This is a genomic window from Brevibacillus brevis (genome assembly GCF_001039275.2).
GTDB lineage: Bacteria > Bacillota > Bacilli > Brevibacillales > Brevibacillaceae > Brevibacillus > Brevibacillus brevis_C.
Window position 1 is genome coordinate 3,042,726 of the sequence record NZ_CP030117.1, and the last position, 26,018, is coordinate 3,068,743.

25 protein-coding genes and 1 riboswitch are annotated in these 26,018 nt (G+C 47.0%); of the genes, 21 read left to right on the top strand and 4 right to left on the bottom strand.

Going from position 1 to position 26,018, the window contains the following annotated elements:
• Positions 1-13: 13 nt before the first annotated feature.
• The 17 genes from opp1B to AB432_RS15165 all read left to right on the top strand — a co-directional run bounded on the left by opp1B (position 14) and on the right by AB432_RS15165 (position 18,173).
• Positions 14-946 carry a nickel/cobalt ABC transporter permease gene (gene opp1B / locus AB432_RS15085; protein WP_048032971.1) on the top strand — a complete coding sequence of 311 codons (933 nt, stop codon included), beginning with the start codon at positions 14-16 and terminating at the stop codon, positions 944-946.
• Positions 947-1,840 carry a staphylopine uptake ABC transporter permease subunit CntC gene (gene cntC, locus AB432_RS15090; protein WP_048032972.1) on the top strand — a complete coding sequence of 298 codons (894 nt, stop codon included), beginning with the start codon at positions 947-949 and terminating at the stop codon, positions 1,838-1,840. It begins immediately after the preceding gene.
• 7 nt (positions 1,841-1,847) lie between these two features.
• Complete coding sequence (cntD, locus tag AB432_RS15095; protein ID WP_048035831.1) at positions 1,848-2,669, top strand: staphylopine uptake ABC transporter ATP-binding protein CntD; 822 nt, start codon at positions 1,848-1,850, stop codon at positions 2,667-2,669.
• Positions 2,656-3,399: an ABC transporter ATP-binding protein gene (locus AB432_RS15100; protein WP_048032973.1), complete on the top strand. Its 744-nt coding sequence runs from the start codon at positions 2,656-2,658 to the stop codon at positions 3,397-3,399. The genes cntD and AB432_RS15100 overlap by 14 nt, the downstream gene beginning before the upstream one ends.
• Before the next feature lie 49 nt (positions 3,400-3,448).
• Entirely contained in the window at positions 3,449-4,636 is a 1,188-nt protein-coding gene (gene cntE, locus AB432_RS15105; protein WP_048032974.1) for a staphylopine family metallophore export MFS transporter CntE, read from the top strand.
• Positions 4,637-4,840: 204 nt separating this feature from the next.
• A complete protein-coding gene (locus AB432_RS15110; protein ID WP_235617701.1) occupies positions 4,841-5,917 on the top strand; it encodes a PAS domain-containing sensor histidine kinase in 1,077 nt (358 codons plus the stop codon).
• Positions 5,914-6,558: a response regulator gene (locus AB432_RS15115; RefSeq protein WP_048032975.1), complete on the top strand. Its 645-nt coding sequence runs from the start codon at positions 5,914-5,916 to the stop codon at positions 6,556-6,558. Before AB432_RS15110 ends, AB432_RS15115 begins: the two co-directional genes overlap by 4 nt.
• A 131-nt stretch (positions 6,559-6,689) precedes the next feature.
• Positions 6,690-7,889: an NAD(P)/FAD-dependent oxidoreductase gene (locus tag AB432_RS15120; RefSeq protein WP_048032976.1), complete on the top strand. Its 1,200-nt coding sequence runs from the start codon at positions 6,690-6,692 to the stop codon at positions 7,887-7,889.
• 34 nt (positions 7,890-7,923) lie between these two features.
• Positions 7,924-8,502, top strand: coding sequence for a helical membrane plugin domain-containing protein (locus AB432_RS15125; RefSeq protein WP_048032977.1), 579 nt, complete (start codon positions 7,924-7,926; stop codon positions 8,500-8,502).
• 24 nt (positions 8,503-8,526) lie between these two features.
• Positions 8,527-9,945, top strand: a complete 1,419-nt coding sequence (locus tag AB432_RS15130; RefSeq protein WP_048032978.1) for an MBL fold metallo-hydrolase — start codon at positions 8,527-8,529, stop codon at positions 9,943-9,945.
• Positions 9,946-9,976: 31 nt separating this feature from the next.
• Positions 9,977-10,768, top strand: coding sequence for a sulfite exporter TauE/SafE family protein (locus AB432_RS15135; protein ID WP_048032979.1), 792 nt, complete (start codon positions 9,977-9,979; stop codon positions 10,766-10,768).
• A gap of 122 nt (positions 10,769-10,890) precedes the next feature.
• Positions 10,891-10,995, top strand: a riboswitch (SAM riboswitch).
• 109 nt (positions 10,996-11,104) lie between these two features.
• A complete protein-coding gene (locus tag AB432_RS15140; protein ID WP_082195934.1) occupies positions 11,105-12,037 on the top strand; it encodes an ABC transporter permease in 933 nt (310 codons plus the stop codon).
• A gap of 4 nt (positions 12,038-12,041) precedes the next feature.
• Complete coding sequence (locus AB432_RS15145) at positions 12,042-12,989, top strand: ABC transporter permease (protein WP_048032980.1); 948 nt, start codon at positions 12,042-12,044, stop codon at positions 12,987-12,989.
• 13 nt (positions 12,990-13,002) lie between these two features.
• Positions 13,003-14,019 (top strand): ABC transporter ATP-binding protein, encoded by a 1,017-nt coding sequence (locus AB432_RS15150; protein WP_048032981.1) that lies wholly within the window; start codon positions 13,003-13,005, stop codon positions 14,017-14,019.
• Positions 14,012-14,968: an ABC transporter ATP-binding protein gene (locus tag AB432_RS15155; protein ID WP_048032982.1), complete on the top strand. Its 957-nt coding sequence runs from the start codon at positions 14,012-14,014 to the stop codon at positions 14,966-14,968. Before AB432_RS15150 ends, AB432_RS15155 begins: the two co-directional genes overlap by 8 nt.
• Positions 14,969-14,995: 27 nt before the next feature.
• A complete protein-coding gene (locus AB432_RS15160) occupies positions 14,996-16,627 on the top strand; it encodes a peptide ABC transporter substrate-binding protein (protein ID WP_048032983.1) in 1,632 nt (543 codons plus the stop codon).
• Positions 16,628-16,922: 295 nt separating this feature from the next.
• Positions 16,923-18,173, top strand: a complete 1,251-nt coding sequence (locus AB432_RS15165) for an aminopeptidase P family protein (protein ID WP_419178485.1) — start codon at positions 16,923-16,925, stop codon at positions 18,171-18,173.
• A 156-nt stretch (positions 18,174-18,329) separates the two neighbouring features.
• Here the strand turns inward: AB432_RS15165 and AB432_RS15170 are convergent, their stop codons facing one another.
• Positions 18,330-18,761 (bottom strand): VOC family protein, encoded by a 432-nt coding sequence (locus AB432_RS15170; RefSeq protein WP_048032985.1) that lies wholly within the window; start codon positions 18,759-18,761, stop codon positions 18,330-18,332.
• 114 nt (positions 18,762-18,875) lie between these two features.
• Here AB432_RS15170 and AB432_RS15175 point away from each other — a divergent pair, with 114 nt between their 5' ends.
• Entirely contained in the window at positions 18,876-19,823 is a 948-nt protein-coding gene (locus tag AB432_RS15175) for a helix-turn-helix transcriptional regulator (protein ID WP_048032986.1), read from the top strand.
• A gap of 199 nt (positions 19,824-20,022) precedes the next feature.
• Here the strand turns inward: AB432_RS15175 and AB432_RS15180 are convergent, their stop codons facing one another.
• Positions 20,023-21,042 carry an alpha/beta fold hydrolase gene (locus AB432_RS15180; RefSeq protein ID WP_048032987.1) on the bottom strand — a complete coding sequence of 340 codons (1,020 nt, stop codon included), beginning with the start codon at positions 21,040-21,042 and terminating at the stop codon, positions 20,023-20,025.
• Positions 21,043-21,184: 142 nt separating this feature from the next.
• Between AB432_RS15180 and AB432_RS15185 the strand changes: the two genes are divergently transcribed.
• Together AB432_RS15185 and AB432_RS15190 are read left to right on the top strand one after the other, a co-directional pair.
• Entirely contained in the window at positions 21,185-22,093 is a 909-nt protein-coding gene (locus tag AB432_RS15185) for a LysR family transcriptional regulator (RefSeq protein WP_048032988.1), read from the top strand.
• Between the two features lie 264 nt (positions 22,094-22,357).
• Positions 22,358-22,921, top strand: coding sequence for an NAD(P)H-dependent oxidoreductase (locus tag AB432_RS15190; protein WP_048032989.1), 564 nt, complete (start codon positions 22,358-22,360; stop codon positions 22,919-22,921).
• Between the two features lie 66 nt (positions 22,922-22,987).
• Here the strand turns inward: AB432_RS15190 and AB432_RS15195 are convergent, their stop codons facing one another.
• Together AB432_RS15195 and AB432_RS15200 are read right to left on the bottom strand one after the other, a co-directional pair.
• Positions 22,988-23,353, bottom strand: coding sequence for a winged helix-turn-helix transcriptional regulator (locus tag AB432_RS15195; RefSeq protein ID WP_048032990.1), 366 nt, complete (start codon positions 23,351-23,353; stop codon positions 22,988-22,990).
• A 105-nt stretch (positions 23,354-23,458) separates the two neighbouring features.
• Positions 23,459-24,970, bottom strand: coding sequence for an MFS transporter (locus tag AB432_RS15200; protein WP_048032991.1), 1,512 nt, complete (start codon positions 24,968-24,970; stop codon positions 23,459-23,461).
• 217 nt (positions 24,971-25,187) lie between these two features.
• On the opposite strand from AB432_RS15200, the gene AB432_RS15205 reads away from it, so the two are divergent.
• Entirely contained in the window at positions 25,188-26,012 is an 825-nt protein-coding gene (locus AB432_RS15205; protein WP_048032992.1) for a MerR family transcriptional regulator, read from the top strand.
• Positions 26,013-26,018 lie beyond the last annotated feature (6 nt).

The following is a 26,018-nucleotide window of genomic DNA, read 5'->3' on the forward strand; positions in this document are numbered from 1 at the left end:
AAAGGAGCGTGCCATGGGTAGTTATATCCTCAAAAGGTTATTACTATCGATTCCTTTAGTCCTGATCATCTCGTTTGTAACGTTTGCCTTCATTCATCTATCTCCCTTGGATCCCGCCGAAGTGGTGCTGCATTCGCAAGGCATACCCAAAATAACGGATGAGTTACTTGCGCAAACAAGAACGAAACTTGGGATGGACCAACCCTTTCTGACTCGCTACCTAAACTGGGTTGTCTCATGCTTGCAGCTAGATTTTGGAGATTCCTATATAACGGGTAAACCAGTGTGGTCTATGCTAGGACCAGCCCTTCTCCATACAGGAAAGCTGACGCTGTTTTCGACATTTGCCATTGTTGTACTGTCCATTGTATTCGGGGTGGTATGCGCATTGAAAGCAGGGAAATGGGTGGACAAATTAGTTAGAGGTGTTTCGTTTTTTTTGACATCGATGCCGTCCTATTGGCTCGCAGCTTTGCTGATCTGGTATTTTTCCGTGAAGCTGGATTTGCTTCCGACAAGCGGAATGGAGTCGTTTAAAAGCTATATATTGCCCGTTGCTGTGATTACCATCAGCTATGCTGGCATCTATTTTCGAATCATCAGAACTTCCATGTTAAGCAACATGAATGAAGACTATGTTCTCTACGCAAGGGCATGCGGCTTACCGGAGAAAAAGATCACGATGCACATTCTCAGAAATTCATTGCAGGTGAGCATTTCCGTACTATGCATGGCGATTCCCATTATTTTGGGAAGCACAGTCGTAGTGGAAAACATCTTTGCTTGGCCGGGACTCGGAACGCTAAGCGTCAAATCCATTTTAAGCAGGGATTTCCCGATTATCCAAGCCTATGTCCTTGTGTTGGCAGTCGCCTTTATTCTGTTCAACATCGTTTCCGACATCATCAATGTGGCATTGAACCCCAAACTAAGGGATGGTCTCTAGATGAAGCGATTACAAAATGTGTGGAAAGACAAGGTCGCTGTCCTATCCTTATCGATTATCACGGTCACAACAGTGGCTGGGATATTTGCGCCATTCGTTGCACCGAATGATCCCGAAGAAGTACATATGGAGCTTCGATTTGCATCCGCATCATGGGAATATCTTTTGGGCAACGACCACCTCGGGCGATGCATTTTATCCAGACTCATTTACGCTATTCGTCCCAGCATGCTCTGGGTCTTTGCTGCGCTACTTCTATCTGTATTAATTGGGTCGATTGTAGGTGTTCTCGCGGGTTACTTTCGTGGAAAAACAGATGCTTTTTTGATGCGCGTTTGCGATGTGATCCTTTCTTTTCCTGGATATGTCATGACCCTGGCGATCATCGGCATATTGGGTGTCGGTTTTGAAAATATAATCATCGCCTTTGTATTGATGAAATGGGCGTGGTTTGCTCGAATCATCAGAACGTCAGTCATGCAATATGCGGAATCCGATTATGTAAAATTCGCAAAGGCAATCGGCGCAAGCAATATGAGAATCATGATCAAGCACATTGTTCCGGTTGCATTGCCCGACATCGCCGTCATTTCAAGCAACTCCTTCGGTTCAATGATTTTGCAAATATCGGGGTTTTCCTTTCTCGGTTTAGGCATTCAAGCACCGGAAGCAGAGTGGGGCATGATGTTGAATGAAGCGAGAGACGTCATGTTTTCACGCCCGGAATTTATGCTGGCTCCCGGTTTGACCATCGTGATCGTCGTGTCAGCCATTAACTATTTGTCTGATGCCCTTCAAGTGGCTCTCGATCCCAAATTAATGACTACTAAAAATAAGCAGCAAGGATTAGTAAGAGCCTCAGCCGTTAAGCACGAAGGAAACGGGGTGGCATGACCGGATGATGAACATTTTGGAAGTGAAAAACCTGAAAATCTGGGACAGTCGCAATGATCGAGTGATTGTTCCAAATAGTTCATTTTATCTGAAGCAGGGAAGCTGCCTGGCCATTGTGGGAGAAAGTGGAAGTGGGAAGTCGGTGACTTGCAAGGCCATCATGAGATTGAATCAAGCTGGGATTCGCCAATCGGGAGACGTTCTGTTACGAGGAGAAAATCTTATGGAGCTCTCCGAACAGGAGATGAGGAAAAAGAGGGGGAAACAGCTTTGCATGATTTTGCAGAATGGCATGCGTGCCTTTGATCCCTCTTGCGTGGTGGGCGTTCATCTAAAGGAGACGCTTGTGGAGCATTTTGGATGGAGCCGTGACGAAATCATAACCAAAATGAAAAATGCCATGGAAAGTGTCATGCTGAAAGACCCGTTAGAGGTGATGAACAAGTACCCCCACCAGTTGTCGGGTGGAACGCTGCAACGAGTCATGATTGCCCTCGCAATTGTATTGGAGCCTGACATTCTGATTGCGGATGAACCCACGACAGCACTTGATACCATCTCGCAGTTCGAAGTCGTTGAACAGTTCCTGCAATTGCGTGAACAAATGGGCTGCTCCATGATCTTCATTTCTCACGATTTAGGGATTGTCAAATTAATCGCAGATGAAGTTCTCGTCATGAAAGAAGGAGAAATTGTTGAAAACGGGACAACCCAAGCCATCTTCTCTGAACCGCAGCATCCCTATACCCGTTACTTGCTCTCCACGAAGCTGGCGATGAATCAACATTTTACGAGAGTCATGGGAGGAGTTCGTGTTGCTGAGCGTTGAATGCGTGGAGAAATCATATCGAAAAGGCGGATTGTTCTCAAGGAAAAGAGAGCCTGTGTTGAAAAACATTAGCTTCGAATGTAAGCCTGGAGAGTGTCTTGGCATCATCGGAGAAAGTGGAAGTGGCAAATCAACATTGGGACGATTGCTATTGGGGATTGAAAAGCCTGATCGAGGTACCATCCTGTTTGCGGGCAAAAAAGTAGAGAATCGAAAAGTGAGAGCAGGGAACCTAAGCGCTGTTTTTCAAGATTACACTTCCTCTATCCATCCATTTTATACGGTTGAGGAGGCCATTCTGGAGCCTTTACAAATGAAAAGAAAGGCACGGGAAGATGCGCGAAGTCAGATTGACCCATTATTATCTCAAGTGGGGTTGGATCCTTCCTATCGAAAAAAATATCCGCATGAGTTATCAGGGGGAGAGGTTCAGAGGGTATGCATAGCGAGAGCCGTTTCAACGGAGCCAACGTGCATCCTATTTGATGAAGCAATCAGTTCCTTGGACGGCTCTGTGCAAATGCAAGTGCTTGAATTACTGAAGAACTTGAGAAAACGTTACGACATGGGCTATATCTTCATCACCCATGATATACAGGCTGCCGCCTATCTTTGCGACAGAGTCATGATCATACGAAAGGGTGAGATCGAAGAGATCGTAGCGGTTGAACAATTAAAAGATGTTCAGTCCGTCTATACGCAGAAATTGCTGCAAATGGTTATTGCGTAATGAAATTGGCATTGAGGGTGAACAGGATCAGAGGAAGGAGCAAGGAGCTATGAGAGGGGCTCTGTCTTGGCCGTTTTTGCGATTATACATATTGACTCTTTTGTATTTTAGTGCGAACTCCATTCTGAATGTCATTATTCCGTTGAAGGGTGCAGAGTTGGGTGCAACCAATACAACCATCGGAGTCGTTATGGGAGCGTATCTGTTTACAACCATGTTTTTTCGGCCATGGGCAGGCCATATCATCCAAAAACATGGTGCAATCAAAGTGCTCCGCACGATTCTGATTTTCAATGGTGCGGCTCTTATATTATATACGTTCACTGAATTGGAGGGCTTTATCGTTGCCCGGATGCTTCAAGGGGTGTGTACCGCTTTTTTCTCCATGGCCTTACAGTTAGGGATTATTGATGCGCTGCCGGACAAGGATCGCTCACAAGGGATTTCCATGTATTCCTTATGTGCTTATTTGCCTGGTATTCTTGGTCCACTACTCGCTTTAGGCATCTGGCAAGCAGGGGATAGCCATTCTTTTACTGTTGCCATGATCACCATTGCGCTCCTTACAGGAGTGGTGGGCTATAGTGCCAAAATGGACAAAAAAGTGGCCGAGCCCGTTCAGGGTCAGACAGAAAAGGGAGCAACGATGTTTGGTTCGGTAAGCCAATTAGTCAAAAATCCGCATTTATGTAAATGCAGTGTCTTGATGCTGGCGGCCTCCGTTATATTTGGAGCTGTGACTACCTTTATCCCGCTGTACGCTGTACAAATCAAATATGGGAATGCAGGAATTTACCTCATGCTTCAAGCTGGCACCGTCGTATTATCGCGGTTTGTATTGAGAAAGAAAATCCCGTCTGACGGCAAGTGGCGTTCATCTTTTATGATGGGAATTATGCTCACTCTTGCAGCAGCGGCGTTAAGTGTAAGCTTTTCTACCCTGGGTGGGGCAGCCTATTTGTATGGAGGGGCCATATTAATGGGGATTGCGCAAGCCCTCCTTTACCCTACATTAACGACGTATTTAACCTTTGTTCTACCGAAGACGGATCGCAATGTGTTAATCGGGTTATTCATAGCGATGGCCGATTTGGGTGTTTCGCTGGGAGGAGTCATCATGGGGCCAGTCGCGGATTATTTCTCCTATTCCTTTATGTATATGATTTGCGCGATCTTAGGCGTGACGATGATTATTTTTGCCTATGAACGAAGCAAAACTTCTGTGGAAGTACAATAAGAGGAATCGTCGCTGGACACGTAGGAGAATATTCAGGTGGCAAGCCGAGTACACGCTAGGGGATGATACCTGGCTGTTACTCGGCTTTTATCTATTTGATCATCATGTAGCGTCACATAAGATAGGGGAAGGTACCTATTTGAAAGATGCGCCACGTCTCTTACGATGGGATCATAGGAGAAATACGATCAGTATGGAGGACCAATGATGGATCAATGTCTCACTTTATTTGAACGCGCTGGCGATGAAGGAAAAGCGACGGATAACGGTTATCTGAAGCAAATCTTCGACCACTTGCAGGACGGCATTATTCTCATGGATCAGGAACGAAAAATCATGGTGATGAATCCATCCGCAGAAAAAATGACCGGTTGGAAACGAGGAGAAAAGGTGCCGTTCTGCTCCTACTGCCAAAACAGAGAGCTGGAAGAGGGAGAAGAACGATGTTATTTGCTTGCCAAACGAGAAGTTCCCTATTTTCTTTCTGCGATGCCCACGTATGAGGGGCGGTACGTCGACATGGAAATGAGCACGGCTGTCATCTATGAAAATGGTGAACAAAACAGGCAGGATGTCCTTTTGGTCTTGAAAGATATGACGGTCAAGAAAAAAGAAGAGGAAGTCAGAATCTCCAAGCAGGTGCTGCAAAAAACGCTAGAAGCACAGGAAAACGAACATAAGCGCCTGGCCCAGGAGCTGCACGACGGCGTAGGGCAATCCTTGTATTCCGTTTCGGTTGGCATTCAAGCTATTCAAACGCGTCTCAACCAGGAAGGACAATTCCGGGAATTCATGCAAGAGATTGTCAATGAGCTGGAAAAAGCGATACAAGACGTCAAGCTCTATTCTCTACAACTGCGTCCGCATAGTCTTGATCAACTGGGGCTGATTCCTACAGTCCGGCATCTTGTTTCTAGCTTGAACAAAGCACATCAGGATGTTTCCATTACCTTTTCCTACAGCAATGTCAGCGATCATTTTCAGCCAATCTTGGAAATCAATCTGTACCGTGTCATCCAGGAAGCCTTACATAATGCCCTAAAATACGCGAAAGCGACACTCATTGAAGTCATTTTGTACAAGGAAGACGACCAACTGACTTTGCTGATTCAAGACAACGGAATCGGCTTTGTTCGCGATCAGGTTCAGGTTGGTCTGGGACTCAAACATATGGAAGAACGGGTGGCTCAGATGGAGGGGAGTCTTCAGATTCAATCTGTGCTCCACGAAGGTACATCGATCAAGGTAACGGTAGTGGGACAAGGAGGGAGAGCAGAGTGATACGAGTGCTTTTGGTTGATGATCACACGATGATTCGGAAGGGATTGCGTGTGCTTCTCGAAAGTTACTCTCAAATAAAAATTGTTGGAGAGAGTCATACAGGCAATGATGCCATCCTGAAAGCCAATCAGCTCACTCCCGATGTGGTGCTCATGGATTTGTCATTGCCGAATGGGCTGGATGGGTTTACCGCGAGCAATGAGATTCGCAAGTCGAATCCTTTCGTGAAAATCGTCATTTTGACTATGCATGACGAGGAGATTTTCGTCCAGAAGGCCATCGCCGTCGGAGCCCATGGGTACATTTTAAAAAACAGCCATGGCGAGCTGCTGTTTCAAGCCATTGTGGAGGTTTACAAAGGAAAGCGCTTTTACAAGACTTCCGTATCGCAAGAGATCATCAATCTATGGCTGAAATCGGATGCCAAAACGATGCCTTCTGTTTTAACGCTCCGTGAAAAGGAGCTTGTCAGACTCATCGTGCTTGGCTATACCAATAAGGAAATGGCAGATAAGTTGTTGATCAGTGTCAAAACCGTGGAGAACCACAAAACGAATATCATGCAGAAGCTAGGACTGGATTCCAAGCATCAATTGATCCAATACGCCATTAAAAATAGATATCTCGATCTGGCATTTTAAACGCATAGAGCAAAAAGTAGGGGACTTCCCCTATATGGAAAAAATGACAGAGGAATAAACTGAATAGAGAGACTACACCTTATGAACCATCATCTACGATTGGAAACCATATCGTCGTCGGAGGAGGAACTATGGCAAAACAAGTTCATTATACGGTTGTCATCGTGGGTGCAGGCTCAGCAGGAATCTCTGTTGCTGCCCGTATCGTCCGGGCTTCCAAAGGGCTCATGGGACAAGTCGCCATCATCGATCCCGCATCCAAGCATTATTATCAGCCTTTGTGGACATTAGTCGGAGGAGGTGCCGCGAAAAAGGAGGAATCCGAGCGAGAACTCTCCTCTCTGATTCCCGCTGGCGTCGACTGGATTTGCGATGCGGTCACCTCGTTTCAAGCGGAACAGCACACGCTTCGTACTGAGCAGGGAACCGTCCTCTCCTATGACTATCTCGTTGTTGCTGCCGGTCTGCAAATAGATTGGGAGGGGGTAAAGGGCCTGAAGGATGCCGTCGGCAAGAACGGCGTTTGCAGCAACTACGCTTACCAAACGGTAGACAGTACCTGGGAAGCTATCCGGAGCTTTAAAGGTGGCACTGCCATTTTTACCCACCCGAATTCACCCGTAAAATGTGGCGGAGCCCCTCAGAAAATCATGTATCTGGCCGATGATTACTTTCGCAAGTTACATGTTCGCAACCAGTCAGAGATTATTTTCGCATCGGCGAAGGGAAGTATTTTTGACGTTCCCACGTATGCCAATACCCTCACGAACGTCATTCGTCGTAAGAACATCGAAACCAGATACAAGCATAACCTGATGGAAGTGCGGGCGGATACCAAAGAAGCCGTATTCGAGAATCTGGACACCAAAGAACAGGTGGTATGGAAGTATGACATGCTTCATGTAACCCCTCCTATGAAAGCGCCTGATTTTATTGCAAACAGCGCATTGGCAGACACAGCAGGCTGGGTGGATGTCGATCCATTTACGCTTGCGCACAAAAGATTTCCCACTATTTTCGGCATAGGCGATTGCGCGAATCTTCCGACGTCCAAAACCGGAGCTGCTATTCGCAAACAGGCGCCAGTTGTCGAGAAAAACCTGCTCGCACTAATCAATGGTACTCCATTGGTTGCCAAGTACGACGGTTATACATCCTGCCCACTCGTAACGGGGTACAACAAACTGGTACTGGCCGAATTTGATTACAACCTGACACCGTGTGAAACCTTTCCTTTTGACCAATCTGAAGAGAGATTTAGTATGTACCTGATGAAAAGAGAGCTGCTTCCCATCCTTTATTGGAATGGGATGTTAAAAGGATTGATGTAAGGCAGTTTTTGAAAGAGAGGGGGAGAGCAACATTTTGAACGACAGGAAGGAACAGAGAAGCTCTGACATGTTTTTAGAGGATTTATCTGATCCAGAAGTTCAGGAAGCAATCACCATATTGATCCGAAAGCTCCCGAAGATAAAAGATACCGTCCTGGCAGCCGAAGCGGGACTTGAAGTAGCTACATCGATCTTGCGCGATCAGGAATCACTACGGTATTTGTTTGAGCGCGTAGATGGTCAACTGTCCCGTTTCTTGGTGGAAAAAGAATCGATAGACGCCCTATTCACGTTACTTGATAAGATGCCAAAGCTCGTTACGTATATCAATGTTTTAGAACAAGCTACTGATTTTTTGGAAAGCCTCGGAAAGGATAAGCAATCGCAGCAATATCTGCTCAACGGTATGAAAGCGTACATCGCTCCTGTGTCCGTGCAAGTGGAGCACGGAGTAGCTATCTTCCAAGAAGCCAAAGCACGAGCCGAACGTAAAAGCGAGCCCGTTTCCGTTTTCACGCTTTACAAGCTCATGAAAGATCCCACTGTCCAAAAGACACTTCGTTTTACCCAATCGTTGCTCGAAGTACTCGCAGAAAAATCAAACAAAAAATAGACATGTAAAAGGGAGGAATGCGCCATGTTGTTACGTTACTTTTATGATGAAAAACTGGCCCATGCATCTTATCTGGTCGGTTGCCAAAAAACCGGGGAGGCGATTGTGATCGATCCCGCCCGCAATCTGGCTCCTTATTTTCAAGCTGCCAAAGCAGAAGGGGTTACCATTGTAGCCGCCACGGAAACTCACATTCACGCTGATTTTGTCTCTGGTGCCAGAGAACTGGGCGCAGCTCATCAGGCGAAGCTGTTTTTATCCAATGAGGGCGATGAAGATTGGAAATATCAATACTTGGAAGGGTTGAACCATCAGCTTGTCCACGATGGGGATCGCTTTTTTATCGGGAACTTGCTATTTGAAGTCATGCATACCCCTGGCCATACACCAGAGAGCATATCCTTCCTTTTGACAGACCTTGGAGGGAATGCAGATCGGCCCATCGGGATCTTCACGGGGGATTTCGTCTTTGTCGGCGATATCGGCAGACCGGACTTGCTCGAAAAAGCGGCGGGAATAAAGGGTACGTCCGAATCAGGTGCTAGAGCCATGTTCCAGTCCCTCCAAAAATTCAAGCAACTGCCGGATTATATGCAGGTATGGCCAGCGCATGGCGCAGGAAGTGCTTGCGGGAAAGCACTGGGGGCCGTGCCGTCTTCTACCGTTGGTTATGAAAAGCTCTTTAACTGGGCGATGTTACACTCTAATGAAGAGGAATTCGTTCAGGCACTCCTGGATGGACAACCAGAACCACCAACGTATTTTGCAGTAATGAAACGCGTGAATAAGGAAGGCCCTGCCTTGCTCAACGAACTCCCTGTTGTTCAAGAGTTCAACTCGCTTGAAGCGGTAAAGGAAACGCTGGAAAACGGACAGATTGTCGATACACGTCCTTTCCAGAATTTTGCGAACGGGCATTTGGCGGGAACACTTCACATTCCTTATAACAAGTCATTTGCCAACTGGGCGGGCTGGATCGTCGATTACGATCGCCCGGTTCATATCCTGGCCATCCCAGATGAGCTGGATGAGATTTTGCAAGCCTTGCATTCCGTAGGGATTGATCATGTCACAGGTTTTATCGACAGCGGCAAACTACTGGAAAGTGAAGTGTCTTCACTCGAGACAATCAAAGAGGTAACACCGTTGGAGATTGCCGAACAAGTGAAAAAGGGAGAGGTTCACGTAGTAGATGTACGTAATCTGGCTGAGTGGAAGGAAGGACACATTCCAGATGCACAGCACATCATGCTCGGTACGCTCGCTATGCGGCTGGAGGAAATTCCTCACGATAAGCCGCTTCTCGTACAGTGCCGTTCCGGTGCCCGATCCGCTATTGGAGCAAGCATTCTTCAGGCAAATGGTTTCAAGGATGTCATGAATTTGAGCGGCGGAATCTTGAAATGGCAAATAGACGGCTTGGCAGTTGTAGAACGAGGATAAAACGAAGTGAGGTGTTGCAAAGGGTGAGCGTATGACTATCGACCTTGTGATCACACTGTTTGTTATCGGTTTCGCGGGATCATTTATCTCTGGTCTCGTCGGAATCGGGGGCTCCATCATCAAGTATCCGATGCTTCTGTACATTCCGCCCGCGCTTGGATTCGTTGCTTACACAGCTCACGAGGTATCCGGAATAAGTGCAGTCCAAGTATTTTTTGCCACCCTAGCTGCTGTTTGGACTCTGCGCAAAGATAAGCTTATTCATTACCAACTCGTACTGTACATGGGAAGTTCAATTATTGTCGGGAGCTTGCTTGGGGGATATGGAGGAAAATATCTTTCGGCAGAAGCCATCAATATCGTTTACGCCATCCTGGCCACCCTTGCTGTAATCTTGATGTTCCTGCCAAAAAAGCGAATGGACGAGCGAGAACAGACAGAGGTTATCTTTCATAAACCAACAGCCGTATTATCCGCTTTGATTGTCGGAGGCGCCTCAGGAATTGTCGGGGCAGCTGGCGCTTTTATTTTGGTTCCCATCATGTTGATCATCCTTAAGATTCCGACAAGGGTTACAATAGCTTCATCTCTTGCCATTACCTTTCTTTCTTCCATCGGTTCGACGGTAGGGAAAGGGATGGCGGGGGACATATTGCTGTGGCCATCCGTAATCATGGTAATCGCCAGTATCATGGCAGCGCCGCTCGGTACGATGGTCAGCAAACGTTTGGACACACGGATTCTCCAAACGATTCTTGCCTTGTTAATCCTAGCCACCACGATTAAGATTTGGGCTGACATCCTCCTATTCAAACGTGTGTGAAGATTTACTTTTTTCATAAATAAAATAAAGAAAAATCAATTGTCATTGAACAGCATTGACATATCCGAGTAAAATGATAAGATAAAAAAGAATTTTACGATGAAACAAAATTTCATAGAACATTCTTATCGAGAGTGGTGGAGGGACTGGCCCGATGAAACCCGGCAACCTTGGTCTGATTGACCTTACGGTGCTAATTCCTGCGGAGTAATTCTGCGAGATGAGAAGGTGGGAACCGTGCAATTACCCCTCTTCTTTTCGGAGAGGGGTTTTCTGTATTTATAATTCGTAGTATTCCAATCTATTTACTTTACATTATGCAAAGGAGGAAACAATGTGCTTCATTATGCGGTCAAGCGTGGCTTTCTCATGATTGTTACGCTGTGGATTATTGTCACGGTGACGTTTGTGACCATGCACTTGATTCCGGGTGACCCGTTCGCGTCTGACGCCAAAATGCTTCCAGAAGAAGTGGTAAAGAACATGCGGGCGGAGTACAACCTGGATCAGCCAATCACGGTACAGTACCTGCTCTATCTGAAAGGTTTACTACAGTTTGAATTGGGGCCATCTATCCAGTCCAAGACGAGGGATGTGAACACGTTGATAGCAGAGGGATTTCCCGCCTCGGCTGTTCTGGGACTCCAGTCGTTTATTGTCGCGCTGGCAGGTGGAATCACACTGGGAATCGTAGCGGCACTCTATCACAATCGAACGCTGGATTTCTTGTCTATGTTTGCAGCCATCATCGGGATCTCCGTCCCCAGTTTTATTCTGGCGCCACTGTTGATTAAGTACTTGGCGGTCAAATGGGAGCTTCTTCCTGTTGCTGCGTGGGGGAGCTGGGAACACTCGATTCTTCCAACGCTTGCGCTCGCTATCGGTCCGCTTGCCATTATCGCCCGTTTCGTACGAGCCAGCATGCTTGAGGTTTGGCAACAGGAATACATAAGCACGGCGGAGGCGAAAGGGCTTGGCACCTTTTCCATTGTCATTAGACACGGGATGCGCAATGCCATGCTGCCGGTTCTTACCTTTATCGGTCCACTGTTTGCCAACCTGATGACCGGAACCTTTGTGGTAGAAAAGATTTTCGCCATTCCCGGGCTCGGCAAATACTTCGTGGAAAGCATTTTTAACCGCGATTACCCCGTTATTTTGGGAACAACCGTGTTTTACAGCTTTGTGCTCATTTTTACTTTGTACATCATCGACCTGCTGTATCGGGTGATTGACCCGCGCATCAGATTGACGAGTGGAGGGAAGTAACGACATGGCCAATCAGGCAACACAACTAGACTCCCTGTTTCGACCAGTAGACCGAAACCGACTATTCGAAGGAATTCGTGAACGTCCCAGTCTTGGGTATTGGCAGGAGGTATTGCAGCGAGTATTCCACAACAAGCTGGCCATGCTCGGGTTTTTCCTGCTCGCAACAGTGGTGACTCTCTCGATCATCGGACCGATGCTCGTACACCATAGCCCGCATGAACAGTCATTGACGAAGGGTAATCTTCCGCTGTCGGGCGAGCACTGGTTTGGAACGGATGACTTGGGTCGGGACATGTGGGCACGTACCTGGGTAGGTGGTCAAATCTCTTTGTTTATTGGTGTGGCGGCAGCTGCCATTGACCTAGTGATCGGCGTAATCATCGGCGGGATATCCGGTTACATGGCAGGGAGGAACAAGCTGGGAGACCGTGTGGACAACATCCTGATGCGGTTAGCTGAAATTCTATACAGCATTCCGTATCTGCTAGTGGTAATCCTGCTGATGGTGGTTCTGGAGCCTGGTCTCACAACGATCATTATTGCCCTTTCACTAACCGGCTGGGTCGGCATGGCGCGCCTGGTCAGAGGGCAAATCATGCAGATCAAGCGTCAGGAGTTTGTACTGGCCGCAGAAAAGCTGGGTACCTCGCATGCCAAAATCATCATCAAGCATCTGCTGCCAAATACGATCGGCGTCATCATCGTCAACCTGACTTTTACGATCCCGCACGCGATTTTCGCCGAATCGTTTCTCAGCTTTCTTGGGCTGGGTGTGCAGGCGCCAACCGCCAGCTGGGGAACCATGGCCAACGACGCGCTGGCTGTTATGCTGAGCGGACAGTGGTGGCGGCTGTTTTTTCCGGGATTCATGATTTCGCTTACCATGTTCGCGTGCAATGCACTCGGGGACGGTTTGCAGGACGCACTGGACCCGCGGATCAGGAAATGAGGAGGAGTACATCGTGAAACCATTGTTGGAAGTAGATCAGCTGCGCGTCTCCTTTCGCACGTACGGAGGAGAGGTGCAGGCAGTAAGAGGGGTTTCCTTTTCTGTGAAGGAGGGGGAGACGCTGGCGATTGTCGGGGAAAGCGGATGCGGTAAAAGTGTGACTGCTCGGGCATTGATGGGGATGATTCCTCCGCGATCCGGTCAGGTAAAAGGTGGCAGCATTCGGTTTCGCGGGCGTGAACTGACTGGGCTGACGAAGCTGGAATGGCAGCAGGTTCGCGGCTCGCAGATCGGCATGATCTTCCAAGACCCGATGACTTCGCTGAACCCCACGATGAAAATCGGTTTACAGATTGCGGAAGGGCTGATCAAACATCAAAAGCAGACGAAGACGCAAGCAAAGGAAGAGACACTGAAACTGCTAGAGAAGGTGGGCATTCCGGAAGCGGCGAGGCGTTTTGAACAATATCCGCACGAGCTAAGCGGAGGCATGCGGCAGCGTGTTGGAATCGCTATGGCGCTTGCTTGCCAACCGCAGTTGGTTGTCGCGGACGAACCGACGACAGCGCTCGACGTGACCATTCAGGCACAGATTCTTCGTCTGATGAGGGAGTTGCAGGAGCAGTTAAACACGTCGATCATTTTGATCACCCACGATCTGGGTGTTGTCGCAGAGGTGGCCGATCATGTAGCGGTCATGTACGCAGGCGTAGTGGTGGAGAGCGGCCCTGTGGGAGAGATCTTTGACAATCCGCGCCACCCATATACGCAAGGACTGTTGCAGTCTGTGCCACGCCTTGATACAGGCAAAAAAGAGCGGCTGCTCCCCATCGAAGGGACACCGCCGGATCTTTTTCGTCCGCCTGCTGGTTGCCCGTTCGCTGCACGGTGCCGGTTTGCCATGGAAATTTGCCTGGAGCATATGCCGCAATCGAATTCGTTTATCAATCAGCATGAGGCGAGCTGCTGGCTGAACGACCCGCGTGCCCGGGGAGCAGAAGCGTGGATGGGGAGGGAGAAACATGGTTGACAACATAATAGGGGTGGAGAATCTCGCTAAATCGTTTGAGATTGGCGGAGGCCAACGGGTTAGAGCTGTTGACCGCGTTTCTTTTGAAATCAGGCGAGGGGAGACGCTCGGAATCGTTGGGGAAAGCGGCTGCGGCAAGTCTACGCTGGGCAGGACGATCGTGGGCCTTTACCCGGCTAGTGCGGGGCGCATCCTGTTTCAAGGTAAAGACATCACCAGGATGGACAGACGTGAGCGACGGGACGCAAATCGCCACATGCAGCTGATCTTCCAAGATCCGCAGGCCTCACTCAATCCGCGTTTACGAGTGGGCGACATCATTGCCGAGGGAATCGATTCCTATGGATTGGCAAAAGGAAAAGAGCGAGAAGAACGCATCTATCGGCTGCTGGAGTTAGTAGGATTGCACCCAAGCCACGCAAAACGCTTTCCGCATGAATTTAGCGGCGGACAACGACAACGTATCGGAATCGCCCGCGCGCTTGCGGTGGAGCCCAGCTTTATCGTGGCAGACGAGTCCATCTCCGCACTGGATGTGTCTATCCAGGCGCAAATCGTCAACCTTTTAGCCGATCTTCAGGCAGAACGGTTCATCACGTATCTGTTTATCGCCCATGACCTGTCGATGGTGAAGCACATCAGCGACCGGATTGGTGTGATGTACCTGGGGCAAATGATGGAGCTTGCACCGAGCGAGGAGTTGTTTGCCACGCCGCTACATCCGTATACGCAGGCCTTGATTTCGGCTATGCCCGTCTCCCATCCAGCCCAGCGCGAAGAGCGGGAGCAGATTGTACTGACTGGAGAACCGCCCAGCCCGATTCATCCGCCAAGCGGTTGCCCGTTTCGTACCAGATGCCCGGTTGCCCAAGGCATTTGCGCCGAAACAGCGCCGGATTGGAAGGAGGTGAGGCACGGACACTGGATCGCTTGCCATCTTGTAAAGTAGATAGAGGAGAACAAGGAGGAAATCATCATGAAAAAGGAATTGCTCGCTTTTGTCGCATTGCTGGCGCTCGCTGTACCTGCGCTTTCTGCGTGCGGCAGCGATAAACCGGCTGCGTCTTCCGATCAACAGACGGGAGCAGCCGTCAAACAAGTCATGACCGCTAACCTGCGGGGGGAACCGTACACATTAGACCCGGCTTTCGCTTCCGATACCACCTCGTACTGGGTGATTGACCATCTGTATGAAGGATTGTATCGATACAGTCAGAATGGAGACATCAGCGAAGGCGCAGCAGAAAAGGTGGAAGTCTCCCCGGACGGCAAAACCTACACGTTTACTCTGCATCCCGAAATGAAATGGTCGAACGGCGATCCGTTGACGGCGCATGATTACGAATACTCCTGGAAGCGCGTGCTGAATCCGCAGACTGCCGCCTATGAACCATCCGCACTCTACTACATACAAGGCGCGGAGGCATATAACACGGGAAAAGGCAGCGTGGATGACGTTCAGATCAAAGCAAAGGATGACCGAACACTCATCGTCGGACTGAAAGACCCGATCACCTATTTCCCGAAAATCATGATGAGTCGCGCCTATCTGCCGGTGAACAAGAAAGTCGTGGATGCAGACAAAAACTGGGCGTCCGAAGCGAAAGGCATCGTGACCAATGGCCCGTACACCGTGGAGAGCTGGGACCACAACAGTCAGCTGACAATCGCCAAAAGCCAGAGCTATTGGGAGAAAGAAAAGGTAACGATGGAAACCGTCCACTTCAAGATGGTGAACGAAGCGACCACCTACTACCAGATGTTCAAAACAGGAGCGCTCGACCTGATTGACTCCCTGCCGATCGACGTAATTGAGCAGGAAAAAGAAAAAGAAGAATTCAAATCATTCCCGGACTACAGCATTTATACGTACACGTTCAACGTAGAGGAAAAGCCGTTTACTAATGCGAAAATTCGTCAGGCCTTTTCCTACGCGATAGACCGGGATATCCTGACGAAAAACGTGACCAAGGGAGGCCAGCTCCCGGCGTACGGTTATACGCCATTCGGGGTGAAAACTCCTTCGGGCAAGGATTTCCGAGAAGAAGTGGCTCCTTACTATCAGTTTGATACGTCCAAGGCGAAGCAACTTCTAGCTGAAGGCTTGAAGGAAGAAGGCTGGACAGAGCTTCCGCCAATTACACTGAAATACAGCACCGCGGAAAACCATAAGAAGATCGCTGAAGCGCTGCAAGAAATGTTCAAGCAAAATTTAGGCGTGCAAGTGAAGCTGGAAAATCAGGAGTGGAAAACGTACATCGATACGTTCAAGCAGAAAAACTTCCAGATTGCCCGTATGGGTTGGGGCGGCGATTATCTCGATCCGCTCGCGATGCTGGAGTTGTACACAGGGAAAAGCTCCCGCAACTTCACGAACTGGGCCAATCCGAAATTTGACGAGCTGATCGAAAAAGCAAAGGTTGAGCAAAACGAGGAAGCACGCATGAAGCTTCTGCACGACGCTGAAACCATTTTGATGCAGGACATGCCCGTCATCCCGATTTATTTCAATAACGAAAACTACCTCAACAGCAAAAAGATCGAAGGCATCCGCTTCAGTGTAACCGGGACACCGGATCTGCGCTGGGCAAAAAGAGTGGCAGAGTAACGTTTAATAAAATGCGTTTGTATTCTGCGATAACAAAGAGCAGCTTGCCTAAAGCAACTGCTCTTTGTTTTTGGGACTCAATAAAAGGTTTATTGCGAAACTCGTTTCCCAAATGTTGAAAGTATCCTAAAATATAGAAGAAAGGAGGATACATTACAGGTCTATTTCAATTTGAGGTCGGCGGGTAATTGTCAGATTATACTGAACTCAAAACGATCAAGAGCGCTTTTCACAAGCTATATCAATCCATGAAGAAATTCACGAACGAAGGGGTATAAAACATATGACATTAACCATAAATTCAATAGAGTTCATCAATCGCCGTCAAAAACTCGCAGAAAAAATGCCTGATCACAGCGCACTTGTCCTATTTTCAGGGGTTGTCAAGACACGCAGCCATGACGATAAATATCTGTTTTCACCGAACCGCAACTTCTATTATCTAACCGGTATTGCACGTAGTAACCTCATTCTCCTGATCACGAAACGCGCTGGCATTGTGAACGAAACGTTATTTCTTCAGCGCCCAAATGAGCTGGAAGCGAAATGGATAGGGGCCGTCTTATCAGATCAAGAGGCGAAAGAGCAGTCTGGTATCGAACACTTCGATTATCTCGATGAGTGGCTCCAGTCCTTTGGAACCTTTATGAGGCGCTGTGAAGGCAAATACTCGCTCTATCTTGATTTGCATCGCTATCAGTGGAGCGACGAGCTGACCCCTGCAGAGATTTTTGCCGAAGACGCGCAGAAGAAATACCGGACCTTGCAGATTCACGATGCGGGCCCATGGCTGAAGGAACTGCGCATGGTAAAGAGTCCGGCAGAGATCGGAGAAATCAGACGTGCGATTGCGATCACGGATGAAGCAATCCGTCGCATGTGGTCGCATGCACGTCCTGGAATCATGGAATATGAGCTAGAGGCGCACTATGATTTCGCGTTGAAGTCGCATGGTGTTCGGGAGCTACCTTATTTACCGATTATTGCTAGTGGGATCAATGCTACTATCTTGCACTATGAAGCGAATAATCAGCGTGCGGAAGATGGTGATTTGGTCCTTCTCGACCTCGGGGCAGCATCGAATTACTATGCGGCTGATATTTCGCGAACGTTTCCCGTTAATGGTCGTTTTTCCGATCGGCAGAAAGCGATCTATCAACTCGTGCTCGAAGCAGAAATCAAGACCATCGAAGCAGTGAAGCCAGGTGTCACCCTTCCGCAACTAAATGAAGTCACGAAACAAGTCTTGACGGATGGACTGCTACGTCTCGGTCTCATCCAAGAGAGCAGTGAGCTGTCCAAATACTACTATCATTCCGTGTCCCATCACCTTGGATTGGATACACACGATATCCCGGATTACAATATTGCTTTGCAACCTGGTATGGTAATCACGATTGAACCTGGTCTATACATAGAGGAAGAAGCGATTGGCATCCGGATTGAAGATAATGTGCTAGTAACAGAAGACGGCTGCGAGGTGCTCTCATCGCAGATCCCGAAGGAAGTCGAAGAAGTGGAATTGTTGATTGGGAAAAAGGAATAGCCATCGTTTAAAAGAGGGGGTACGATTTATAATAGAGTCATCATCCGAAAGTATCGGTCAGAAAAGCTCCGGGGTTGCCCTCGGAGCTTTATAGCGTTTCGTTTATAGTTTGCATAAAAGAACTGGGGATCTCTCCCAAGTCAAGGTTTTGTATTTTCAGCTCCAACTGCTTGTTGTATCATTCATGTAGAATTGGAACGTAATGTTATAACGGTCTTTCACCATTCCAAAGCAGGGACTGAATTCAGTTTTTTGCAACGGGAACAACACTTGCCCTTTTTCGCTCAATTTATTAAACATTTCTTCAATCTCGCTTTGTTGCGTCGCTGTTATACAAATGTTCACCTGATCTCCGATTACATAAGGTTGCCCCGGAAAGAGATCAGCAACCATCATATCATTTTCACCGGTTTGCAACACGGCATGGGCAATACGGGTTTTCACTTCTTCAGGCAAACTATCGGCATTCTTGCCTTCCCCGTACGTAGTTTTGAACAGTAATTTCGAGTTCAACGCTTCCTGGTAAAACTCAATCGCTTCCGCAGCTTTTCCATCCAGCATAATGAACGACGTTGTGCGCATTGACATGTAATCAATCTCCTTTTAAATGAAATTGTCCAATTTTTGCTGTTTTGGACTTCATTAGCATCGTATCGTACAATAGTGACAATACTTGTCGTAATAATTGAAAAGGAGTTAATAATGGCAAAGTCCAAAAGACTGATCGAGATTATGATGGCCGTCAACAAAAAGAAGTCTTTCAACGCCAAACAGCTTGCCAGTGAATTTGGAGTTTCCACGCGGACAATTATGCGGGATATGCAGGAGTTGAGCGCGCTAGGGGTTCCTTTTTATTCGGAAGTCGGTCCGAATGGGGGATATAAGATGCTAAACGAGAGAATGCTGCCCCCGGTCGCTTTTACGGAAGGCGAAGCGCTTGCTGTATTTTTTGCCAGCCATGCATTGAGGCACTACGCGAATCTTCCGTTTGAGGCGGAAACAGATTCAGTGTTGCGGAAATTTTACTCTTATATGTCAGAAGATATTCGGGACCGTATCGACCGGATGCGGGAACGATTTGATCTGGTTACGCCGATGAGACATGCAAGCACGCCTTATTTGAGCTTGTTGCTGGATGCTGCGATCGATCAAAAAGTGGTGCGCATAGAGTACGAATCGAAACAGCATAAGCAGTTAAGAGATGTTCAGCCGATCGGAATATATGCCAGCAACGGGTTTTGGTATTGTCCGGCCTATTGCTTTCACCGCCGCGATTTTCGCTTGTTTCGCTGTGACAGGGTTAAATCTGTTGAACTGTCCGAACGGAAAGCGGTCGATTTGACGCAAGTGCATACAGGAAACTGGGAGTCTTACATAGAAGAGGAAAGTCCGGCTATGGAACTTTATGTTGAGCTTACTGCAACAGGGGTGCAGAGATGCGAGCTCGAACTGTGGCCGGCGCACAAAATGCAAATTCATGTTCGAGAAGACGGCACGGGGTGGCTGGACAATCGAATCCCCACGAGCAGCTTTCCATTTTTCGGCCAATTTTTTATTGGATTGGGTACGGATGCAAAGGTAAAAGCGCCAAACGAATTGATTCATGTTATGAGAGAAATGCTGGACAAACTATTGGCGCAATATCGGTAAATCTCTGAATCCCGGTAACGGGTTCGTTAGGTCAATGAAAAAACAAGGGCAGTCTAGGAACTATTAGCGTGTCCTGGACTGCCTCTGGCTCTTTTAACAAGGGTAGTCTAAAACTAATTACCTCCAAATGAACTCTTTTAGAATTCATCTATTTTGGTTTAGTAGTTTTGAAAAGCCGTACGTCGTTACGTGGAATACTCTATCCGTTTGGACTAAGCGCCAACAAGCTTTTTAGGTTGTCATCAATGAATGTATTATCGGCACTGTTGATTCCGCGACCGGCAAAATGGCCCCAGATCGACTCGATAGGATGAAAAACAGCATTAGGTATAAACGTAGCCTCGTATTTGTTATCGTCCGCTGTGCAGAAGAGATCCGTACTCCCTGGCATGATGCAGGTAAGCGCTTTAATGCTTTTGAGCGCTTTATGGAAATCTCCGTTATAGGCAGGGTTTGCACTAATATCTGCAAATTGACCTGTCCATAACATAGCTAGGACATTGTGCGGGTCCATCTTCATAAAGCTATCTTCCCAGACGCCAGTCACAAAATCTGCCAATGTGTCATAGCCCAACTCCCGATAAAGTTCCTCTCTGTAAAACGCCTGCGATAACCCCCATCCCGCATAGACACGACCAACGGCGCGCATGTCTGCAGAAGTCAACTGGTTTAGTTTACTTGAATCGAAGCCAACTGCAGCCATGAGCGAAGCTTTCATTCCGTCCAGAACCAAAAACGTTTGGGGCCAAGTCTTGGCAACTCCGGCGAAAGGTGCAATTCGTTCCACCATATCTGGATAACTTGCCCCCCATTGGAACGATTGAATGCCTCCCATTGACCATCCAACTACGAGAGCGATTTTTTGAATACCGAATTTTTCGGTCACCAGCCGATGTTGTAGTTTGACGTTGTCATAGATGGTTACCTGCGGAAAATTAGCTCGGTCGAATGGGGGAGGCGTGTTACTGGGAGACGAAGATAATCCGTTGCCCAGCAGATTTGGAACGATAATGAAATATTTCTGTGGATCGAGTGCCATACCGCTTCCAATCAACCATTCATTCTGAACATGCTGGTCGCCAAAAGCAGTTGGATAGACGATGACATTATCTTTCTTTTCATTCAATTTTCCATAAGTCTTATAAGCAAGAAAAGCGTTCGGTAACGATACTCCTGATTGCAAGGTTACGTCACCCAATTCAAAAATTTCATAATCCATCGTATAGCTGCTCCTCTCACATTGAAACCGTGATTTAGAATGTATTTCTTGTACTTAGTATAGACCTGTGCTATTTTCAGTAAAAGTGAATAGAATTCAAAATAGTATTCAATATTATTGAAAGTAATTTGGGGGTAGTATGATGGAATTGCGCCAATTGAATACGTTCTGCACGGTTGCATCAACTTTAAATTTCAGTCGAGCCGCGGAAGTTCTGGGCTACGTCCCCTCCAACGTCACGATGCAAATAAAAGCATTGGAGGATGAGCTTGGTGTTCGTCTCTTTGACCGCTTGGGCAAGCAGCTCGTTCTCACAACTGCGGGTAAACGCTTTTTAATACATATCCAAGGCGTACTTAACAAATTGGACGAAGCTCGCAGTGTCGTTCATGACAATGAAAATCTAAGCGGCACCCTAACGATAAGTGCCAACGAGGTTCTTTGCGCCTATCGGCTACCAGTTGTCTTTCACCTATTTCGTTCGCGCCATCCGGGAGTACGTCTGATCTTCCGCTCTGTTTCCAATCAGCAACTCAAGCAAGCGCTCCTTGAGGGCACCGCGGATGTCGTCTTTATGTTGGACGAATCCATACACTCGAGCGCGCTTGTAGTGGAGCCGTTGGTAGAAGAAACTTTCCGATTTTTCGCCGCTCCAGACCACCCACTCTCGAAACGAACTGTACTGCATCTGGAAGATTTTCACGGAGAAGTGTTCCTGACAAATGAAAAGGGTTGTCCCTATCGAACCATGTTTGACCGGCAATTTGAGAGAAAGGGCATTGATAGTATTACGTATTTAGAATTTCAAAATGCCGAAGCCATTAAACAATGTGCAATTACGGGAATCGGTATTGCCTTTCTTCCTGAGATGACAACGAAAGCGGAAGTTGAACGGGGCGAACTTGTTGCTCTTCCATGGCAAATTCCAGACTTGCGCGTGTATACACAGATGTTATGGCATAAAGACAAGTGGCTTTCACCAATCATATTATCTTTCATAGAAGCAGCAAGGGAAGTTATCGCTATAGAGGAGGAGAATATATCCGTTTAGCCTATTCCTGGAAGAATCTCTGAGCTGGCATCGTTCGCATCAACCGATTAAAGGCTCACTGTATATGGAGAAAAAGCGCATATCAAACATTTGCAAAGAGGCCTCCCCACGATACGAACCTAAGATCATTAGGTCGCGGGGAGGCTTTTTTCTGTTTTTTACACTCACCTTTATGTAAGTAACTGAACAAAATGTGCATACTTACAAATTTGCAGCAAGCATCTTATACTCATAAAACAACAACCCTTCAAGGAGGACGCTATTTTGAAAACTCTTGTCATCGTCACTCATCCAAGCATCGAAACATCCGTCATCAATAAGCGATGGGTAGAAGAACTCAAAAAATATCCAGAAAAGTATACCGTACATGAATTGCATAAGGCATACCCAGATGGAAACATTGATGTGGAAAAAGAACAGCAATGGATTGAATCGCATGGGAATCTTGTTTTACAGTTTCCGGTATACTGGTTTAATTGTCCGCCGCTGCTGAAAAAATGGCTGGATGATGTTTTTGCATATGGGTGGGCGTACGGTTCAAAGGGAGGCGATAAATTAAAGAATCGCAAAGCTGCATTAGCCGTATCTGCTGGAATTAGAAAAGAGGATTATCAGGAAGAGGGAAGATATCGGTATACACTGGAGCAAATTTTGACCCCTTTTGAAACAACCTTCCGCTATTGTCATGCGGATTATCGTTCATTCTTTGCGTATTATGGTACGGAGACTGAGTCAGGGGAAAATGTACCTGGTCAAGAACTTGAGCCGACCGGCAGCGTATTGGATAAGAGCGCGCAAGATTATTTGAAATTCGTTGATAACCTGTAAGAAGCCCATGAAAAAAGAAGTATTTCCTCGGTTAGGAGATACTTCTTTTCCTGTCAGAAACAATCGTTATGCCTGCTGCTTTACATCCTCCTGAGGGGGCAAGCTATTCTTCTCGCCCCAGTCGCACATCATATTTAACAACGGTATGAGAGAAAGGCCACGCTCAGATAAGGAATATTCCACTTTGGGAGGGACTTGAGGAAATTCCTTGCGGATGATCAAGCCATCTGCCTCCAGCTCTTTTAACATCAAGCTCAGCGTTTTAAAGGAAATGGTACCGATACTGCGCTTCAGCTCATTATGCCGCATCACTTTATTTTCAGCTAGCCAATATAAAATGATCATTTTATATTTCCCGCCTATTAAAGACAACGTATATCCAAAGCCAGTGTCTCTCAGCTCCACGCCAGTCGGAACACAGGTTTCACCCACAATATACACTCTCCTCTGGGAAGTATGGTTTGTAAATGCATATACTTTACCATACAACATACTTCCATTTTTAGAAAGTGATGCCGCGCAAAAAAACGTAGACCTTTATGATTCGACACCCTGCTTATGACGCTCAAGCTTGCCAGGGCCTGCGTATAGTACGGAAAAGAAACCAATTACGGCGAAAATCAATCCCACGATATAACCATGATTGATGGCGCTACCTAGAGAATTACTTAGAAAAGAATGAACACTCGGCTCGATCTGTAAAGGCTCACGCATGAGAACTTCAGGGTTAAGCAGATCAGTTGCTTTCTCCAAGGAAATGCCATGTAATGACGCACCCTTGGACACGATACTCGCATAATTTTGGTTCACAACAGCAGCCGTGATTGATGCACCGAGAACGCCTCCGATGTTCCGACAAAACCCAACGATCGAGGAAGAAATGCCCATATATTTTTTATCGACCGAATGCACTATCGCGTTTTGTGCAATGCTCATTAACGGCCCGATTGCAGCAAACCCGAACAAAATCATCAAGAGCGTTAAGAAAAAGAAGGAAATGCCAGGTGAAACGTACATAAGCAAAATCGAACTTACTACACAAGCGAGCATAGAGAACGCCATGAGAGATCGAAAGGAAAATTTTGTTTGTAACATTCCGAATACCACGGCACCTCCCGTCAAAGAGAGCATCAACGGTGTTAAAACATTATTGGAGTTTGGATATCCAAGTACGGCTACAGCGAAAATAGGCAAATAAGTGATGGCGGCAAACATGATAGCACCTTGAGAAAGACAGGCGATACAAGTCGCGACCACCATACGATTTTGAAAAATTTGGAGGGGAAGGATCGGTTCCTGTGCATGACGTTCTACCATAATAAAAGCAATCCCCACTATTGCGGCCAGTGCAAATAGTGAGATGATTGGCCACGAAAACCACTCATATGCTTTTCCTCCCCATTCAAGCGCCAGCATGACAGCTATACAGGTGACGATTAATGTAACGGTACCCAAATAGTCAATCTTTGGCTTTGTATGAGAACGGGATTCTTTCAGGGAAAACAGAAGCGTTACTAGAGACAGCAAACCGATCGGAACATTGACATAAAAGCACCAACGCCACCCCAAATAATCCGAGAGCAAGGTCCCGACTTGAGGTCCAGCGATAGAAGAGAGCCCAAAGATACCGGCAAACACGCCGGAGATTCGCGCTGTATATTTCGGATCAGAGGAAAGCGTAAACAGGATTGTGAAAGTAATGGGAAAGAGAGCCCCTGAACCTATTCCTTGAAGGGCACGGAAAGCGATGAGCTGTTCAATACTTTGGGCAACGCCACAAAGTGCCGACCCAATGAGAAAAATAGTAATGCCAAGTAAGTAAAACAACTTGCGTCCAAATAGATCGGACATTTTCCCGAAGATGAGCATCGTACTAGTGGCGGCTAACACGTACGAGGTGAAGACCCAGCTCATGCTTTCAAAGCCACCGATATCTTTAATAATGTGACTAATGGCCGCCGAGGTAATGGTATTGTCGAGGGAAGACATCAGTAAGCCCAGTGCCAAAGCAAGGATAATGAAGTGATTACGTTTTTCGGATTGTGACATAAAAAGCGAACTCCTATCTCTTTTTCTATTCATGTAGCAAACTTCGCTGTAAGACTATTATTTGTGCATTCGTTGCCAAGAAATAGGGAAAAAACAGTTGCAAATCAAACTTTACATCGTTTATGCATGTAAGTTTTTATACATGCCGTTGACTTTGCCCTTAGGGGAAGGGGTATAAGTAGAATAGCGATACGGAATGAACAATGGAGGTGAACCCGTGCTATCAATCGGAGAATTCTCAAAGATATGCGGAGTGTCTACCAAAACGCTCCGTTATTATGCTGAAATAGGACTAATGAACCCGGACGAGATTAATCCTGAAAATGGCTATCGGTATTATTCCATCAAGCAACTGAAAAAGATGCTCTTCATCAACCGTTTGAAATCGTATCATTTTTCGCTGGACGAAATAAAAGCCATGTTGGAATGGGAAGAAGATCAGTCGGAGGAGAAGCTTGTTTCCGCCCTTCTTCGCAAGCAAAGGGAAATGTCCGAAAAACGAAACGCTTTGGACTATACCATAAAACAACTGAACCATGATCTTTCCAAAATAGAGCAGGGCATCTCCATGATGTCATACCTTGACAACATAGAAGTACAGCTTGTGGAGACCCAGCCAATCCATATTGTTTCTTTACGCCAGATGATGACGAGTGATGATTATGCAACAGGGTATGGTCAATATTTTAGTAAGCTGTATGAAAGGATTGCGACTGAAAAGCTCACCTTGCTCGGTACGCCGATGACGATTTATCACAGCGCTGAATTCAATCCTGCCGGAAACGATACCGAGTTTGCACTCCCGGTCGCGGAGGAGGTAAAGGGAACAAAAGATTTGCCTGGGGGACTTTGTGCAAAGTCTGTATGTAAGGGTCTGTACTCAGAATTGACTGCGGTATATGCCAGATTGCGGGAGTGGGTAGAAAATGAAGGCTATGAATTTGTGAGATCGCCCTACGAAGTCTATGTAACCGAACCCGATCAAGCCAGTGTTCCTGAGAAGCTTATTACGGAAGTGTATTTTCCAGTCAGAAAAAAATGATATTCA

Bases quoted from the DNA above. Each gene is read 5' to 3' on its own strand.
- opp1B (WP_048032971.1), top strand. From the start codon at position 14: ATGGGTAGTTATATCCTCAAAAGGTTATTACTATCGATTCCTTTAGTC.
- cntC (WP_048032972.1), top strand. From the start codon at position 947: ATGAAGCGATTACAAAATGTGTGGAAAGACAAGGTCGCTGTCCTATCC.
- cntD (WP_048035831.1), top strand. From the start codon at position 1,848: ATGAACATTTTGGAAGTGAAAAACCTGAAAATCTGGGACAGTCGCAAT.
- cntE (WP_048032974.1), top strand. From the start codon at position 3,449: ATGAGAGGGGCTCTGTCTTGGCCGTTTTTGCGATTATACATATTGACT.
- AB432_RS15110 (WP_235617701.1), top strand. From the start codon at position 4,841: ATGATGGATCAATGTCTCACTTTATTTGAACGCGCTGGCGATGAAGGA.
- AB432_RS15120 (WP_048032976.1), top strand. From the start codon at position 6,690: ATGGCAAAACAAGTTCATTATACGGTTGTCATCGTGGGTGCAGGCTCA.
- AB432_RS15130 (WP_048032978.1), top strand. From the start codon at position 8,527: ATGTTGTTACGTTACTTTTATGATGAAAAACTGGCCCATGCATCTTAT.
- AB432_RS15135 (WP_048032979.1), top strand. From the start codon at position 9,977: ATGACTATCGACCTTGTGATCACACTGTTTGTTATCGGTTTCGCGGGA.
- AB432_RS15145 (WP_048032980.1), top strand. From the start codon at position 12,042: ATGGCCAATCAGGCAACACAACTAGACTCCCTGTTTCGACCAGTAGAC.
- AB432_RS15155 (WP_048032982.1), top strand. From the start codon at position 14,012: ATGGTTGACAACATAATAGGGGTGGAGAATCTCGCTAAATCGTTTGAG.
- AB432_RS15160 (WP_048032983.1), top strand. From the start codon at position 14,996: ATGAAAAAGGAATTGCTCGCTTTTGTCGCATTGCTGGCGCTCGCTGTA.
- AB432_RS15170 (WP_048032985.1), bottom strand. From the start codon at position 18,761: ATGTCAATGCGCACAACGTCGTTCATTATGCTGGATGGAAAAGCTGCG.
- AB432_RS15175 (WP_048032986.1), top strand. From the start codon at position 18,876: ATGGCAAAGTCCAAAAGACTGATCGAGATTATGATGGCCGTCAACAAA.
- AB432_RS15180 (WP_048032987.1), bottom strand. From the start codon at position 21,042: ATGGATTATGAAATTTTTGAATTGGGTGACGTAACCTTGCAATCAGGA.
- AB432_RS15185 (WP_048032988.1), top strand. From the start codon at position 21,185: ATGGAATTGCGCCAATTGAATACGTTCTGCACGGTTGCATCAACTTTA.
- AB432_RS15200 (WP_048032991.1), bottom strand. From the start codon at position 24,970: ATGTCACAATCCGAAAAACGTAATCACTTCATTATCCTTGCTTTGGCA.